At 34.7% G+C, this 17042-nt stretch carries 15 protein-coding genes; 8 read left to right on the top strand and 7 right to left on the bottom strand.

Annotated elements, in window-relative coordinates:
- The 8 genes from E0946_RS06405 to E0946_RS06440 all read left to right on the top strand — a co-directional run.
- A partial coding sequence (locus E0946_RS06405; protein ID WP_133201646.1) for a T9SS type A sorting domain-containing protein occupies positions 1–2386 on the top strand: 2386 nt, incomplete at its 5' end.
- Positions 2387–2790: 404 nt separating this feature from the next.
- Entirely contained in the window at positions 2791–3219 is a 429-nt protein-coding gene (gene rplM, locus E0946_RS06410; RefSeq protein ID WP_133201647.1) for a 50S ribosomal protein L13, read from the top strand.
- 12 nt (positions 3220–3231) lie between these two features.
- A complete protein-coding gene (rpsI, locus tag E0946_RS06415) occupies positions 3232–3618 on the top strand; it encodes a 30S ribosomal protein S9 (RefSeq protein ID WP_133201648.1) in 387 nt (128 codons plus the stop codon).
- A 150-nt stretch (positions 3619–3768) separates the two neighbouring features.
- Positions 3769–4617: a 30S ribosomal protein S2 gene (rpsB, locus tag E0946_RS06420; RefSeq protein WP_133201659.1), complete on the top strand. Its 849-nt coding sequence runs from the start codon at positions 3769–3771 to the stop codon at positions 4615–4617.
- Between the two features lie 63 nt (positions 4618–4680).
- Positions 4681–5280 carry a translation elongation factor Ts gene (gene tsf, locus E0946_RS06425; RefSeq protein WP_133201649.1) on the top strand — a complete coding sequence of 200 codons (600 nt, stop codon included), beginning with the start codon at positions 4681–4683 and terminating at the stop codon, positions 5278–5280.
- 38 nt (positions 5281–5318) lie between these two features.
- Positions 5319–6041, top strand: coding sequence for a UMP kinase (pyrH, locus tag E0946_RS06430; protein ID WP_133201650.1), 723 nt, complete (start codon positions 5319–5321; stop codon positions 6039–6041).
- Between the two features lie 26 nt (positions 6042–6067).
- Complete coding sequence (gene frr / locus E0946_RS06435) at positions 6068–6625, top strand: ribosome recycling factor (RefSeq protein WP_243713770.1); 558 nt, start codon at positions 6068–6070, stop codon at positions 6623–6625.
- Between the two features lie 112 nt (positions 6626–6737).
- Positions 6738–8051 (top strand): tRNA nucleotidyltransferase/poly(A) polymerase-related protein, encoded by a 1314-nt coding sequence (locus tag E0946_RS06440; protein ID WP_133201652.1) that lies wholly within the window; start codon positions 6738–6740, stop codon positions 8049–8051.
- Positions 8052–8081: 30 nt separating this feature from the next.
- Here the strand turns inward: E0946_RS06440 and E0946_RS06445 are convergent, their stop codons facing one another.
- The 7 genes from E0946_RS06445 to E0946_RS07255 all read right to left on the bottom strand — a co-directional run.
- Positions 8082–10214 carry a TIGR03986 family type III CRISPR-associated RAMP protein gene (locus E0946_RS06445; RefSeq protein WP_133201653.1) on the bottom strand — a complete coding sequence of 711 codons (2133 nt, stop codon included), beginning with the start codon at positions 10212–10214 and terminating at the stop codon, positions 8082–8084.
- On the bottom strand, positions 10207–10779 hold the full coding sequence (csx19, locus tag E0946_RS06450) for a type III-D CRISPR-associated protein Csx19 (protein ID WP_133201654.1): 573 nt from the start codon (positions 10777–10779) through the stop codon (positions 10207–10209). Before csx19 ends, E0946_RS06445 begins: the two co-directional genes overlap by 8 nt.
- Before the next feature lie 8 nt (positions 10780–10787).
- A complete protein-coding gene (locus E0946_RS06455) occupies positions 10788–12197 on the bottom strand; it encodes an RAMP superfamily CRISPR-associated protein (protein ID WP_133201655.1) in 1410 nt (469 codons plus the stop codon).
- Positions 12194–13666: an RAMP superfamily CRISPR-associated protein gene (locus E0946_RS06460; protein WP_133201656.1), complete on the bottom strand. Its 1473-nt coding sequence runs from the start codon at positions 13664–13666 to the stop codon at positions 12194–12196. The genes E0946_RS06455 and E0946_RS06460 overlap by 4 nt, the downstream gene beginning before the upstream one ends.
- Positions 13663–14328, bottom strand: coding sequence for an RAMP superfamily CRISPR-associated protein (locus E0946_RS06465; protein WP_133201657.1), 666 nt, complete (start codon positions 14326–14328; stop codon positions 13663–13665). The genes E0946_RS06460 and E0946_RS06465 overlap by 4 nt, the downstream gene beginning before the upstream one ends.
- Positions 14329–14330: 2 nt before the next feature.
- Positions 14331–15857 (bottom strand): Cas10/Cmr2 second palm domain-containing protein, encoded by a 1527-nt coding sequence (locus E0946_RS06470; RefSeq protein ID WP_133201658.1) that lies wholly within the window; start codon positions 15855–15857, stop codon positions 14331–14333.
- Positions 15858–15868: 11 nt separating this feature from the next.
- A partial coding sequence (locus E0946_RS07255; RefSeq protein ID WP_165942099.1) for a PDDEXK family nuclease occupies positions 15869–17042 on the bottom strand: 1174 nt, incomplete at its 5' end.

Raw genomic sequence — 17042 nt, forward strand, 5'->3', positions numbered from 1 at the left:
GTCCATTTCAGTTTTGTCTTTTGCTGGAACTCCACGAGTTTACTCACAAGGAGTAATCGCTGGTGATCCATCAGTAAATATTTATGATCTAGTTACAAATACCTCTGGAGCTACCAGTCCTCTATATATTATTTGGGCGGATATTGTTGAAACACCAGGTGAAATTTTAACAACAGAACCAGGAAATCCTGAGGGCAGAATTTCTGTAACTCCTACAACATTAAGCATAAATCGTTTAGCAACAATTGTAATTACTCGTTTAGAATTAGGGACTTTCCCAACTCAATGGTTAGCTGGACAAACGATGAGAATGACTGTTACTTATGTTCCTACTGCTCAAACAACAACATGGGATTATACTATACCTACAGGTACCAGCCCCATAACAGTTCTAACCCCTCCACAAATTGTTCCACCCTTAGCTCCTCCAGCTCCGGAGGTCCTGACTATAACCTCAGAACCTACAGGTCAACCTATCTGGATTAATGGAGTAGATAGTGGTTTTACTACACCTCACGATTTTGAAAATCCGACAGTAGGTGATGTTTATACCATTAATAATCCTGCTTATATGTGGGATCCTCCGAGCTATACAGTACCCGAAGGATTTACTACTACAACTATAACTTTTATAGGTACTCCCATAGTTATTGACAATTACACATTGACTGTCAATGCTTATAAGGATGGTGTAGAGCAGCATAATGTCCAGGTTTTAAAAGATGGTGTGCCAGTAGGTATGACTTTTGTACCAATAACAAGTACAGATGTCACGGATCTAACGGGTGTTTATTCTCTTGCAACCACAACCTTAACTGGTGGTCAATTCTGGGATCCTGCCACAATTACCGTGTCAGAGAGTGATTTCGTAGTAATCCCTGGTGGAAAAGGAGCAAACTTAAAGGTTGCATCTTTAGGTTCTAAGAACGGTCCAAAGACAAGTTATGCTTACTCTATCACTTTCCAGATGAAAACTCGTTACACATTGAACATCACTGGACCAGCTGACGCAGTAGTAGTAGGAGCAAGTGCAGTAACAGGTCCTGCAGGAACAGTAGTAGGTAATATTCCCAATATTATTCTGGTAGATGATAATGATAATGTCAATGACTTGGTAGGAACCTATACTATAGCTCCCTTACCTACCACAGTTGATGAATTCCCTGATGGAGTAAGAAAGCACTGGAGAGAAAATCCTAAGACCGTAGACATTACAATGTTTGTAGATGATGTAGCCACTCTTGAATTCCAGTGGAGAAATTATCTTTCCAGATGGGATGTTCCTGCTATACCCGGAATGCCTGATGCACATCTTTTCTTTGTCCCCATTGCTCCTCCACAAACTCCAATTGATTTTGGTCTCTTACCAGTAACCCTATTCTATTACGGAACAAAAGATAACTATGGTGAATGGAAATCTCCTGAGGAAGGAAATTATTTCGTCGCAGCTCCAGAAGATTTTGATCCTGCTGAACCTCCAACTCCTCCATTAAATAATCCTGGACCTACGGTTGGTGATTACCAATCCTCCTATACATTAACCATCCAAGCTTATGATAGTGTGACTTCTGACTATGTTAATGTTCCTATAACAATTGATGGAGTGACGCCCAGCGATGCAATAACTCCTTATACTTGTATAGATCCTGTGGGAGGAACAGTATTCTCTATTTATGATCCTACTCATTTGTATTCCTGGACACCAGAAAACTATACTGTTCCAGATGGTGGATTAACAGAAGATACCACAGTAACCTTTACTTTATCTCCTTACAGTCCTCCACTACCGGTTGAACTATCCAGCTTCACAGCTGTTCTCACCAATGACTTATATGTCCAGCTTACCTGGATAAGCCAGTCCGAGACCAATCTGAATGGATATAGGGTATATCGTAATGAAGAGAGTTCATTGAATGATGCTATCCTCATAACACCCACTATGATTCCTGCTACCAATACCAGTCAGGAACATAGCTATACTATTGAGGATAGGGAAATAGAGAATCATACCACTTACTATTACTGGCTGGAAAGTGTTGACTTCAATAATTCCCAGTTCCATGGTCCAGTTATCGTAGTAGTAGAGGGTAATGTGCCTCCTGTAATGCCTGAAATCACCACTTTGAAGAATGCTTATCCTAACCCCTTCCGGGCTAATAATAGCACCAATATTGAAGTGGCAATCAAGGCAGGTGAGACCGGAACTCTTACCATCTACAATATTATGGGACAGGTGGTAAAGACCTACAAAGTTACTGAAGGTATTCATACCATCCAATGGAATGGAAGAGACAGTCAGGGTAATATTTGCGGAAGTGGAATCTACTTCTACAAATTGACTACTCCGAGCTTGAACCAGACCAAGAAGATGGTCATTGTAAAATAAACAAATACATTAACTGACCTATACCCCGGGTTTAAAAAACCCGGGGTTTTTTATTATATCTATCTTAAATGGTTAGTTATCGTATGCCATCAAAACTAAGTATATAAAAAGCAGGATTGCTTAGCTAATTTTCCCTTAACAGCGTGGTATGAGATTTCTTGAGCTTATAGCGATATGGCCTTGTCTACTAAAGATAACAAGCTTCTACGAAGCTTAGTAGACGAGGACGTCTACTACCCCGTTTTCTTGTCTCACAAAGCTAAAATAGGATTAGCTTAAATAATAGTGAAACTCACGGATAAATCAGAACTGCAAAGTATAATAAAAAGAGCTGCAAAAATCCTTGACACTATAAGCTTATAAAAAATCTTGTATTTTTAATCTAAAAGTTGTAAGGAGATGAGATGAAGACCCTAACTCCCAAACCGGGTGATATAGAACGTACCTGGTATGTTATAGATGCCACGGATCAACCTCTGGGTCGTTTATCCAGTAAAATAGCTTCTATCCTTTGTGGGAAGCACAAACCTTATTATGCTCGTAATATTGATACGGGGGATTATGTTATAGTCATCAATGCTGAAAAGGTTAAAGTAACTGGTTTAAAGAGCATTCAGAAGGTTTATCATAGTTTTAGTGGCTATCCCAGTGGATTGAAAGATATTCCCTATTCCAAGATGCTGGAGAAAAATCCAACCAAGATAATTGAGCATGCTGTTAGAGGTATGATGCCCAAGACTATTCTGGGCGATGCAATGTTTAAAAAGTTAAAAGTTTATGCTGGTAATGAGCATCCCCACAGTGCTCAGAAGCCTGTGGAATTAAAACTTTAAGGAGAATCAAGTATGCAGACTTATGATGCAGTAGGCAGAAGAAAGAATGCTGTAGCTCGGGTTCGTCTTATGCCAGGGACGGGAAAACGAATCATCAATGAAGTGCAGATGAAAAAGTATCTGCAACGGGAAACTCTGGCTATGATAGTAGAACAGCCGTTACAGGAGCTTGGATTGAGCGATAATTTTGATGTATATGTGAATGTTACGGGAGGCGGTCTTAGTGGTCAAGCTGGAGCTATTCGTCATGGTATTGCTCGTGCCTTAGTGGAATTTGATGAAAATCTGCGTCCTCAGTTAAAAGCAAGAGGCTACTTAACCCGTGACCCCAGGATGGTGGAACGGAAGAAAAGCGGTAGACCTAAAGCCAGAAAAAGATTCCAATTTTCCAAACGCTAATACTAAAAAAGGTAAGTGGTATACTTTAGAATTACCATTAACCCAAAATACACGCATTGAGAGTTGCAAGGCGGTGAGGATACTTATCCTCTGAATTGCTTAGATCTCTGGTGCGGAAGAATAAACCGTAATATTTAGAAAGGAGAAATGATGTCCGTAGTTACAATGAAACAATTGCTGGAAGCAGGAGTCCATTTTGGTCATCAAACCTATAAATGGAATCCTAAGATGAAGAAGTATATCTTCTTAAAAAGAAATGGCATTCATATTATTGACCTTAAACAGACCGTTGATGCCATCAATGAAGCCTATCAATTTTTAAGAGAAGTAGCCAGTCGTCAGGAATACATCCTTTTCGTAGGCACGAAAAAGCAAGCTCAAGCGGCTATCAAGGAAGCGGCAGAAAAAGCTGGTGTTTTCTATGTCAATCAACGCTGGTATGGCGGAATGTTGACTAATATGCAAACTATCAGACAGAGCATTGAGAAAATGAAATACTATGAATCTATCGTTGCAGATGGAACTATCAACAAATATACCAAGCTGGAACAGCTAAAGATGAAGCGGATGCATGATAAAATAGAGCTCTATTTAGGTGGTATCCGTGATATGGATGCTTTACCTGGTGCTATGTTTGTCGTAGATGTAGGGCATGAAGCTATTGCGGTTCATGAAGCTCGCATCCTACATATTCCCATCATTGCTATGGTAGATACTAATTGTGATCCTGACCTGGTGGATTATGTTATTCCGGCAAATGATGATGCCACTCGTGCCATCCAATTAATTTCAGATATAATGGCAAATGCCGTGCTTGAAGGTAAAAATATCGCTACTGAAGGTGAAGGTGCGACTTTAGAGATGCCCGTAATAGGAGATGAATTTACACCTGAGATGATTGAAATGACGACAACACCTCCTAAAGACGAAGAAGAGGAAGAAGAAGAAATAGTTACGACTGAAGAATTAACCGAAACTATTGCTCAACCGGAAGCCTAACACTTAGAGATAACAGGTCTAATCCTGTCCTGATTCAATTTTAACCATTACAAAGGAGTATCAATGCAAGAAATAACTGCAAAACAAGTGAAAGAACTAAGAGATAGAACTGGTGTGGGAATTTTAGAATGTCGTAAAGCACTGGAAGCAACTAATGGAGACATGGAAGCGGCTATCAAATATCTAAGAGAAAGAGGTATTGCTAAAGCAGAGAGTAAGGCAAGTCGCCAGACTAAAGAAGGCTTAATACATGCTTATATCCATTTTAATGGAAGACTTGGCGTTATGCTGGAATTGAATTGCGAAAGTGATTTCGTGGCTCGCACTGAACAATTCAAAAAGCTGGCTCAGGAGCTTGCACTTCAGATTGCTGCAACCAATCCATTGGCTATAACCAGTGACCAGATAGATCCGGTAATAATTGAAAGAGAAAGAGAAATTGCAAGAAATAAAGCTATTAACGAAGGGAAAAAGCCAGAAATCGTAGAGAAAATAGTGGAAGGAACCCTTAAAAAGTTCTGTAGCGAAAATGCTCTTCTGGAACAGGAACTGGTTAATGAGCCAGGTGTCACTGTTCGTGACCTAATCAATAGCACCATAGCTCAGACTGGAGAAAATATTCAGATTTCCAGATTTGTGCGTTACGCTCTGGGCGAAGAATAATCCAAATTTTTCTATAAAAGCGGAAATGAGGTGATATTATGCTTTTTCAGCCTGAAAAGATTCACCGAGTGATGCTAAAAATCAGTGGCGAAATCCTGGCAGGACCTCAAGGATATGGTTTTGACGATGAGGTTATTGATCGGTTAACTGATGAAATTATTAAAGTTCGCCAAAAAGGTTATAGTATAGCTATAGTTCTGGGTGGTGGAAATATATTCCGGGGTGGAACCTGGAAAAATCAGAATCTTGATAGAGTGGTGCTTGACCATATTGGAATGTTAGCCACCATTCAAAATTCACTTTATTTAGCTGAGATACTAAATCTAAAAAATTGTCCAGCCAGAGCTTTTTCCTGTCTGATAATGGATAATATCACCGAACTTTACACTCCTTCCAAAGCTTCAGAAGCGCTGGAAACTGGTCAAATATGCTTTATCGGTGGAGGCACCGGAAATCCTTTCTTTACCACTGATACCGCTGCTATTTTACGAGCAATAGAATTACAATCAGATTTGGTATTGAAAGGCACCAAAGTAGATGGACTTTACACTTCCGATCCAAAATTAGATTCTAATGCTCAATTCATCAGTTCAGCCAGTTTTAGTCAATGCCTGGAACAAAAGCTGGGAGTGATGGATATGACAGCATTTTCTTTAGCTCGGGAAAATCAGATACCTTTAAAAATATTTAATCTAACCCGAGCAGGTGGAATAGAAATGGCTCTCACTCAACCTGATTTTGGAACCTATATTTATGCTTAATTCCCTAGGGAAACAAAAGAGAGGATATTATGGATGAAATTTTAGATGAATGTAAAGAAAAGATGAAGAAAACTTTTGATGCTATGTTGCATCAATTTTCCAAAATTAGAACTGGTCGTGCCAGTGCTTCCGTTCTGGATGACATTCGTATAAACTATTATGGACAGTCTACTCCCATCAAACAGCTCTGTAATATCTCCATACCAGAACCCAGAATGATTATTGTCCAACCCTGGGATAAGACCACTCTGGCTGATATTGAAAAAGCTATTTTAGCTGCTAATCTGGGGGTAACTCCTGAAAATGATGGAAATGTTATCCGTCTTCCTTTTCAACCTCTAACTGAGGAAAAGAGAAAGGAAATCGCTAAGAATCTTAAAAAAATTGCTGAAGATACCCGCGTTGCTATACGTAATATCAGAAGAGAAGCCAATGAACAGGTGAAAAAACTGGAAAAAGACGGTGAAATCAGCGAAGATGAACAGAAAAAGATGCTAAAAGATATCCAGGATATTACTGATGAATGGATTAAAAAGATAGATGAAGCTGAAAAAAGTAAAGAAAAGGAGATTTTGGAAGTCTGAGCTGCAGGCTGAAAAATATTAAATTTTTAATCCTATATCATCTATCCTTTCAAGGCAATTAATACCTATATATTTTAGGAAATTAGTGCTCAGGGTCTGCAGGCAATCCGCTATGATAGAATTAGAAGAGATACGAAAGAAGATTTATGGTGCTATAAAAGGCACAGAACTGGAATATTGTTGTTATTTTGCTGGTGGATGTGTCCGAGATATGTATCTAAATAGAGAAAGAACCGATTTGGATATCTGTGTGGAAAAGGAAGAAGGCGATAAACTTCTGGCTAATATTCTGCAAGAGAAAGGATTAATCAGAAAAGTTGTGCGATATCAGAGAACTGATACTTTAATGACTAAAATAGATGGTTATTCACTGGAACTTTCTCCGACGCAAATTCGGACTGAGGTGGATAATGGTAAAGTCCATAAAACCTTTGTCCCGGTGGAAGAAGATGCACGCTCCAGAGATTTTACTATTAATGCCTTGATGATAGCTATTCATAGCGGTGATTTACTTGATTTCACCCAAAAAGGTATAAAAGATTTAGAAAGCAGATTAATTAGAGCCTGTGAATCGGAAGGAAAGGGCTTTGTAAAAGACCCCATAAGAATTTTGAGAGCAGTGCGCTTAGCTGCAGAACTGGATAATTTCACCATTGAAGAAAAAACGGGTGCTGAAATCCAGAAAAAAAGCTTCCTTCTTGAAGAACTTAATCCCCTGAGAATAACCCGAGAGCTTGAGAAAATTCTCCTACTTAAATCTTTCTTTAAAGCTCAATATCTCCTACAATCCTTTCAGCTAATGAGTCATTTATTATCTGAATTTAAGAACATCACTCTGGATGAAAAGACCTTGAACTGGTTGAAACATCCTGAACTAAGTAAACTTATCCAGACCTTGGAAAGCTTGGAGGGAAGATTTTGCTTTCTCTGTTTACCATTTTATTTGAACAGAAAGGATTCTAACTCAGAATTTAAAGTTAATCTTGAACCACTTAAAAGTTATCATCGCTATTTTTCAAATAAGCAAAACAGACACATTGATAATCTACTCTATGCTATAAGAGTCTTTCTAAATGAGTTTTATCTAAAATCTGAAATGGAACTCAGTCATCTTCGTGAAGCTATTCATATAGTTAACGATGATTTTGAAGAATTCGTGATTTTATTACAATGTGTGGATAACTATAAAGGATGGAGGTCAGGAACCAATTCTGCTCTGTCAAAACTGGCAATAGAACTGAAAAATGAAATGGATGCTAATCCTTTCCATATAACTGGCACTGAATTTATGGAACAATATCAGATTAAAGAAGGTAAAGAGATTGGTATTTATCTTCAAAGAGCTCTAACTATCTGGTATCAAAATCCGAAACTTTCTATGCCAGAGATTATGGATTTAGCTATAAATCTACCTATAGAAAAATGAGCCCCGAAATATATCTCGGGGCTTTATTATTTATTTGACCTTAAGTGGTTCAGGCAATACGCCTCTTTCTCTGAATTGATTTAGAGGCATATACTCAGTTTTTGATTCATCGGGATGATTAGCAAAATCAAGCATTTTTTTAAGTTCTCTAAATCTCATTAAATCCCAAGGATTTTCTGTATTTAAAATATTATGCTTTTTTAAAAGTTCTTTATAAGCGTCCAAATATTTAGAAGGATCATCATTAGTATATCCAGTATCAATTAGATTGCAATAGCGCTTCTTAGGGTCAAGGATACTTAAAGTTGCCGTTATCTTAATTGAGCCTAATCCAAGAGGTTTTCCCATTCCTATTTTATGACAATAGCCTTCGGGTAAATTTAAAACAAAAAGCAAAGCCCCTAATTCTTCTTCACTTAAATTCTCAAAACGAATGGAACCTTCAAATATAGCTCCTGGCTTTATAGGAGCTATTAAAGTATGCTGCGTATCTTTTTGAGGATCAAAATCGGGTGAGTCTTCTTCAAACTTATCACCTTTTTTATGCCAGTATTGTTTATAGCCTCTAAGCTTTGCATCTGGACTATCATAATGTCTGATAGTATCAAAAGTAACATCTGATGGTTGCTTTAAATATAACTGGAAGGAAGTAGGTTTTGGATTGGCAAGAATTTTTGGATAAATAGGTTTTTCAAAAGCAACTGCCTCTTTGGCTACAGCATCATCAAAATAGATTCTTCCATTGATTGTATCTTCTTGTTTTTTCATAACTCTTCCAAAAAGAGCTTCTGCCATATCCAGTTCATCACTTTTATGATTTTCAGGAAGGAGCTTTCCAATAGAGTTTTTATAGCTAATTCGGAAAAGAGCGGTATTACCAAAAGCAGTCACTTGACCATCTTCATATAAAAAGAAACAAGGGATTCCATTTGTATATTCTTTTTTATTCTTATTGAGATAATCTATCAGATTAATACTATTTCGGTTTTTATCATTATAATAATCATTCACTACTTTTTCATCAATCTTATGTTTTTTATCAGTTTTTTTACCAACAACCCAATATTTACGTTTAGTTTTAGACGAAAGAGGTATTCCTTTGGAGAATACTATATATCCTTCTTGATAATCATCTGGCAAAACCTCATTGTATGGCATTATATTATTAATAATGATAAAGCCATTTCTTACAATATGATTTTTCAAACTATAGCCAATTTTAAGATAAGGATTAGTAGTAATATAATCATCATATTTTGATTTTTCATCATTGCCTTTTTTAGAAAAAGGAAGTTTTATAAAATCTTCATTTAGTACCTTATCTTCTTCTACTCTATAATAATTTTCAGCCTCATTAATATTAAAGTCCTTTCCTGATTTAAAGAGATATCCTGCTTTTACTTTTAACCGAGGTATAGCATTTTTATCTTCATTAATCATTCTTTTATTATAATATTCTTGTAATAACTTAGCTCTATCAGCAAAAGCACGAAAGTAAAGTTTACGGTCATCCAGAAAGCTCATTTTGCTGTAAGTGGCTATTTCATATAAACTACGAACCATCCCTCTTAAGGAAGAACCTGGTATTTTATATTTCCCTGAAGCTGGACTGAAGGACTGGTAAATCTTTCTATTGAAATCCCGTATCTTTTCTTTATTATTCTCTTCCTTTTCTATTTTGGTTAGTTCTTCCACTTCTTTTTCCGTTAATGTTCTCTGAATATAAAGGGGGGTCTTGGTCTCAATATTAAGATTAATCCTTCCTGATAAACCAGTAAAAGAGTTTCTACGAGGTAAAGCATCTTTATTATAGAAAATTACGATATCATCCAGAGAAACAAAATTGTAGGGAGCATAAGCTTGTTCCGGACTGGTTGTGGTTTCTTTTAACTGTGACTTTTCTTGTTTAGGTTGATACTTTGGAACTGGCTTAAATTCAGGTAACCTAATAGTATGGTCATCTATGCTTAATGCTACAATCTTTTTAGTATTCTCTTCCAATTCAATTTCTACTTCATATTCTCCGGGCTCAAGACTTTTTATTTTTTCATCTTCTCGGAATACAGAATCAGGTAGAGATCTCTTCCCCGCATTTTCTGGTTGAATATCTAAAACTACTGCTCCTTTTTTAGAACGACTTACATACAATGTTGCCTTAGTCATTATTTACCCCCTCAATGGATATAAAACGGCTATCACAATAGCTCAATTGTCCATTATCCCATTCTTCCAGATAGTTACGAGTGCAAAGATACAATCTCGGATTATCTTTTAATTCTGATAAAAGAGAATTGGGAATAATGACGCCAAAACCTCTGTCTTCTTTAAGAAAAGTAAAACCATTTTGTAAGGACTCTCGCTTTGTCCCAAAAAGAAGCTGTTTGGCATCACGATAATAACATTGTGCAGCTTCTTCAATGGGATTATCTATTCTCAATCTGCCTTTCAAAACTGAACCACCTTTACCATCTGATTGTCTCCAGATGTGCAATTCCCTTTCCTTATCAAATATTCTTAATTCTTCTAATCTATCCAGTTTTGTTATATCTTCAATCAGTTTAAACTGATAATTTCTAAATTCACCAAAACTGATACCTGAAAGAGTTATTATATAAACCAGATAATCTTTATCTTCCAGATATTGATTTATATCTTCAAGACTTTCAAGTTTATTAATATACTCAATTCTACATTTTAGTTCTTGAATCTTGGGTAATTCTTCCATCATTTTTACTCCTAAGCCTTTGCTTTCTTAAACTTAGCTATATATTCTTCTATTGCTTCATTATCACTTTTTGATATAAGTGCTTCTATATATTGATTAAAAAGCTTTTGTGTTGCTTCATCTATATCTTCAAAATCACTAAAATGGATTGATTTGTCACCATTAGTTACTGTTGCTTTAGTTCCTTTTAATAATCCTCTTCCTACATTTTTTTCACCTCCAATGGGAAGTTCAGAGGTATATAAGTCTTTTAAGAGAAGAAGTAATAATCCCTTTTGAGAAGGAAGGGGCTTGTGAATGGTCAATGTGAGATTAACCAGTTGGGCTTTATCATTTGGAACTGGGAATACAGGCATAGAATCAAAAAGAGCACTTTCTATAGTTCCACCAGTAAAACGATCTATCTGGATTCTGTTTTGCAATTGGCATTCAACATTATCTATAACTGTTTCTGAAACATAAAGTGAAGAAGGAACAGAGTATTCATTCTTCTTCTCCAGAGAAGTAGTGCCAAACAAAGCAGCTATAAACATATCAACTTCATTTTTTTTGTTTTCCCATAGCAGATTTAATATCTTTTGTGCTTTTGCTCTTAAAGCGCCTCGTAAAGAAGTTCCGGGAAGAACAAATTTATCTCCGCATTTCAATTGAGTGGCATCAGAGCCATAAGGAGTCTTGGAATAGGAACGAATGAGAAAAGAATTCACTATCTGAAAAGAGGCATTAATGCGAAACTCGTCATTCAGCATAGAATTATCTTCTATATATTTAGAAAATAGATTCTCCGTCTCTTTTTTCAAGAGATAGGCAGCAGCTTGCTTTTTATCTGCGAAATCATATTCCATTACTTTGATATTTTGCGCTTGAAGATTACCAAATCCAGAACTGGTCTTTCCACCTAAAGCAAATTGCCTATTACTAAGCACATTTACTATATTCTTCATTAATTCCTTACAATCACCATAAGTACATGGTTCTACATTAATACTCATTTCCAGTGCAAAATGATTTCCGGGCTCCAGAACCTGATAGTCAAACTTGGCTCCTTTTTCTACTAACCCTGTTTCAGGATTAATCCTTATTCCATCTCTTATGGCAGTATTTTTACCAGTACCCTGAGTTAAAAGCAAGTCATCGCAAATGATATAGGATTGATGTTCAAACTTATTTGATTCCGCTTTATTTTCTTCCACATTTTTATCATTTTCCTCCACTTTCTTTTGCCCAAAATACTTTTTCTTCTTATCAGAAGAGAGCTCATTATACAATTTCCCCATAAAGGAACTGGCAGGAATATAAGGTTTATCCTCTTTATTTAAAAGGATATCACGGTCACTGATTTCAGATTCACCACTACCTATCATTAGAGGACTGATTAATTCTAAGTCAGCTTTTAAAATTATCTTTCCATAAAAATTCATTTGTTTTCCTCCTTCTTTGTTTCACCGGCAAGTTTCTTGCGCAAGAACCAGAAGAAATTAACGAGATATTCTTTACGGGCTTTTTCAAACTCAGTATTTTCTAAATAAAATTCCTGTATAAGTTCACTAAGCTTTTTCTCTCTTCCTTGGTTCTCAATATCTCTTAGAATGTCTTTTATCTCTTTATCTAAATTAGACTCTTGTAAAAAGTCATAAAGTGTATCATAACCTATATAGACTTTTTTTAATTTATTCAATGCTGTATTATTAAGCATTTGCATCATTGCATAGAAATCAGATTGCGAAGCAAAAATTTCTAATTTTGCTACTAAGCTTTTTGAAAGACGAGAACAATCTACATTAGTGGCTTTTTTAATTGCCCTATCCTTTAACCCATTATAGATTTGGTTTTCATAAATTTTTTGTAATATGTTTTTTCTAATAAAAGGGGGGATTTCATATTGTGGCTTAGTAATAGGAGTAGACTTTTTAACATAATTACTCAATTTTAAAGGTAGGGTAATAAATTGTACCTCGCCGAATCCTTCCCAAGTTCTTTCTCCTAAACCATAAATTAAAATATCTTGGTAATTTTTAGGAAGGGATTCTAATAAGAAGATAGAACCAGCTTTCAAGGTATTGTATGAAGGTTTCTTAGCTTTCCAAGCCATTACTACTGATTCTGTTCTACTACTTTCGGTATATGCTTCTGAGATCTTAGCTCCCAAAAGCTTTTCTAAATCTTCTACAGAACTACTTGAAAATCCAAATTGATTGAATATAATAAGGTCAGAAACACAATAAAGATAAGTAGAATTTGATGTGGTTTCAGATAAGGGGAAATCTTCAATTTTGTAACTTATTATTTCAGCATTACCATATTGTGCAGTTTTCGATTTCCCAATTCTAACCTCTTTCTCTTCAAGAAGTGCACTTATTAACTGTAGATCTTCTTCTTCCCCAATAATCTCTCCATTAAATATCTGATTAGGTTCCAATGCTTCATAATTGAAAACTACATTTTCTTCAGGAATTCCCTTTTCATAATTTCGCTGATGATGAAAGTTTATACAAAATTCCGGATTATGGAGATCAATACTCTCACCAATAATATATGAATAGCCATTTACTTCATTATAATCAAGTAAATCTATATCCTCATCATTTTCTTGGGATAAAATATGAAATATATTTTTATCTTTTTTGTTCTGCAAGATATTTTTAGGACAAGGTGAATATCTATTTCCCTCTTTTTGTATATATAAATTTCTAAACAAAAGAGCACCTCTTAAAAATAATCTTTCAAATTCAGTATCGGTTTTATATTTTTTAAGATATCTTGTCGCCAACATTCCTAAAATAGTAGTTCCTGGAATATAAGAAAGACAAGAATTAGTAACTGAATCTCCTGCGATTCCAGAGATAATAGTTGGTGCAGTAAGTTTGATGCTATATTTTAGGCTTTTCATAGTTCTTTCTCCAGTTTTTCTCTTAGCTCATTAGTTAAGGATTTTTCCTTTTCATCTAAGATTTCTACTGCAATTTTGCCAAAGCCACGGTTGCGTTTACTGCCCATTCTATCCAGATACAAGGAAATAAAAGATAATAGTTTCTCTACATTCTCATCTCTATTATTCACTGTGATATAACCTGAAAATTCATTTTTACCAGTTAGAACACGGATGGTTCTTAAAGAATGCTCTTTAGTAATTTTAGTAGTAGATTCAATAGCCGTTTGTCTGCGAAGAAAGGTAAAGTAATCTAACACATTATGATAATTGAAGAAATCAGGATATGTTTCCTTAAGATATTCACCCCATTCAAAAAGTTTTTCTACTTCACAAACATATAAGTTATCAAAAATGATAGAGGGGAAAGAATCCGTTTTCCCACCATCACCAAATAATTTATTGATTATATTACTATCATCAATAGAAAGTAATTCTTTAAATCCTTCTATTTTAAATAAATCCTCAGCTGCATTACGAAATAACCCTTTAATTCTTTTTGCCGGAATAAAGGGAAATCCATTCTCATCAAAGACAATGTCATTATCTATAATAGGACCATAAGCTTCGGCAGAACCTATTATAGTATCAGATAGAGTAGTTAATTTAATTTGATATTTCATTATCACTCCTCAGGTAATAAATCTATTAACTCAATGATATCAAGGAAGATGGTCTTATTATCAAAAAAGAAATCATCAGAATTGGCAAAATCCTGAAATCCATCATAAAAAAGCGGTAAATTGATTTTGGTATTTATATCTTGTTTGAATGCGGTAAGCTCATCCTCACTTTTATAGAGAACTTCACGGAATTTTGCTAACTTGGAGTTAGGCCAGGTTCGAGCAAAATTCTTCGCATTTTCTATCTGTTTTTTCATTTCGCTTAATTTATAGGGACGATAATATAAAATATTTTTACCACTAATACTTGTATATTGTATCTTTCTTACTTTTTCCAAATTAGAATAAACAGAAGAATTTATCATATGGAAATCAATATAACTGTCACTTTTCTTGGCTACCTCTTCTTTAATGTCTTGCAGTCTTTTATTCTTGGCAGAACGACATAAAGCATCAGCTGCTTTATATATTTGGAAAAAGGGGAAATTTGTCTTAGCTATTGCTACCCCAGCACAGAAAGAAACATCATCCCGATTTAATAACTTTTGTACTTCCTCTATAAATATACAAGAAAGCTCAATTCCTAATCTTCCCTCACAGACAAAAGTTATATCATCACCACCTATATAAATAGGACGCAGAGGAAGAATATATTTCAATACATTTTCTACATTTACTGTTTTGTAATTATAATCCCATTCCCCTTTTCTGATTTTATCTTCCAATATTTTTATTGTTTCTCTCAATGCTTGTTGCATATCATTATTTAATTTCTTAGAAAACTCTTGATAATCTGAAAGAGTTTTTAATGTACTAAATATAGCACCTATTCCATTTCCATCAATATGAACTACGGCTATATGCGAATCTTCTCCTTTTAATGGACTAATCTCTAAAAACTCCTCTGTTAACTTAAAATCATCACTTAAGTATTGTGAGTATTCATCTGATATTGTATCATCTTCTTTATCATTTTCTTTATCATTCTTTAATAACTTAATACGCTTGGTATAAACTACTTCAGATATATATTTATCCTTTTCAAAGGGATCTTGATATTGAGCACTTAAAGGTCCTGCACTACATTGAGCATTAATGCCATAAGAAGGTAAAGTGGTGATTTGATGATGAGTTCTCTTTTCTTCTGCCATTTTCTGATAAAGTCTTTGCATCCGATAAGAAAAATCCTTTTCTTCTTCAGCCTTTAAGATGACAGCATTAAAACTTAACCCTGGAGCTTTTTCAAATATTCTCTTGGATAAATTCCTTACAATATTCTTAGCTTCATCTTCAGTTTTACATTGTAGATAAAGATTACCACCTCCACAAAAGCCTTTCTCCTCTTCTTTGTTTTCAGATCCGCTATCAGATTTTATGTCTCCCGAACTATTTTTACATAAATCTTTACCTTCCACTTTATTTAATAAGGTAGAAACTATATAAGAAGCACCTATATTATCTTTCAATTTATTGGAAGAAAAAATATAGTTCTGAATAGCCCTTAAATCAACAAATAAATCGTAACTCATATTCCCTTCTATTATTTTTTAATATATTCTGTAATTATTTTTCTTAATTCATTTTTATCTCGGGTAATGTCTTCCAAACCCAAACACAAAAATTTTGAAACTAATGAACCTGTATCTATTTCAATATCATGTACCAAACCATTATTATTCCCTTCATTCAACAATGATATCTGGATTATTTTTGTTTCATCTCCTCCCAATTGCTTTGCTCTATACATAGCTTCAAACGCTTTCAATTTTACCATTCCTTTATTTTTAGCCGTTGTTATGGAAATAACTGTTAATTGATAACCATATATTGCGCAAATGTCTATTTGAAATTCTGGCAATCCTTCAGGAGGTTTTATATCAAAATAATATTTTATACCATTATTATCTTGGTTAAGAAACTCAAATACCCAATATTCGAGCCATACACCTTCCAGAAAAACAAGTTTATCTTTTAATTTTACATCTAAGGAAGAAATCGCATCCCAAACTGGTTTGACTATACTGCGATTTAGAATTTCATATTGTTCTTCCTTTAATTCTTTAATAAAGTTACCCTTATCATCTTTAAAAATCTGAGAATTATATCCTTGATCCTTACTTATCCATAAGTTAAGCTTTTGCTTATCGTTCATATAATCATCAAAAACTTTTAAAGCCTTATTAAAAATTTTATTGGGTTCTGAATTATTCACCTCCTTTTTATGTAAATAAGTCAAATCGTGAAGAGTGACATCATAAATTTGTCTTAAATCCTTATCATTATCAATATGGCCATTAATTATCATCTGATTAGTCCGAGCATCTAAATAGGAAGAAGAAAATTTTTCTTTCCATTTCTTTTCACATTCATTATAGAAAAATGCATCCATAGTTTTAGTTCCACCCGTAAAATTCAGTAATATTTCATGCTCTTCGTTAATTTTATTAATCTCTTTCACGATATTATCAATGCATCTTACATCATCAATTTTTAATATTTTAATTTTTTCCTGATTTATAGATAAATCTTTAGCTAATTTTATTCTCAGCCTTCTTGCAACATCAATGGTTCCATATTGCTGGATAGAAGGATTTTCTTCCGAACCTATTAAATATATATCGCCTACCTCTTTATTATCTTTATTATCCCATAAATATCTTGCACTTATATAACACGGCAAGGGATTTGTTCCTACGAGAATTATTAAATCTTTC

Origin of the sequence: Candidatus Syntrophosphaera thermopropionivorans (assembly GCF_004353895.1) — a bacterium.
In the GTDB taxonomy this organism is placed as follows: domain Bacteria; phylum Cloacimonadota; class Cloacimonadia; order Cloacimonadales; family Cloacimonadaceae; genus Syntrophosphaera; species Syntrophosphaera thermopropionivorans.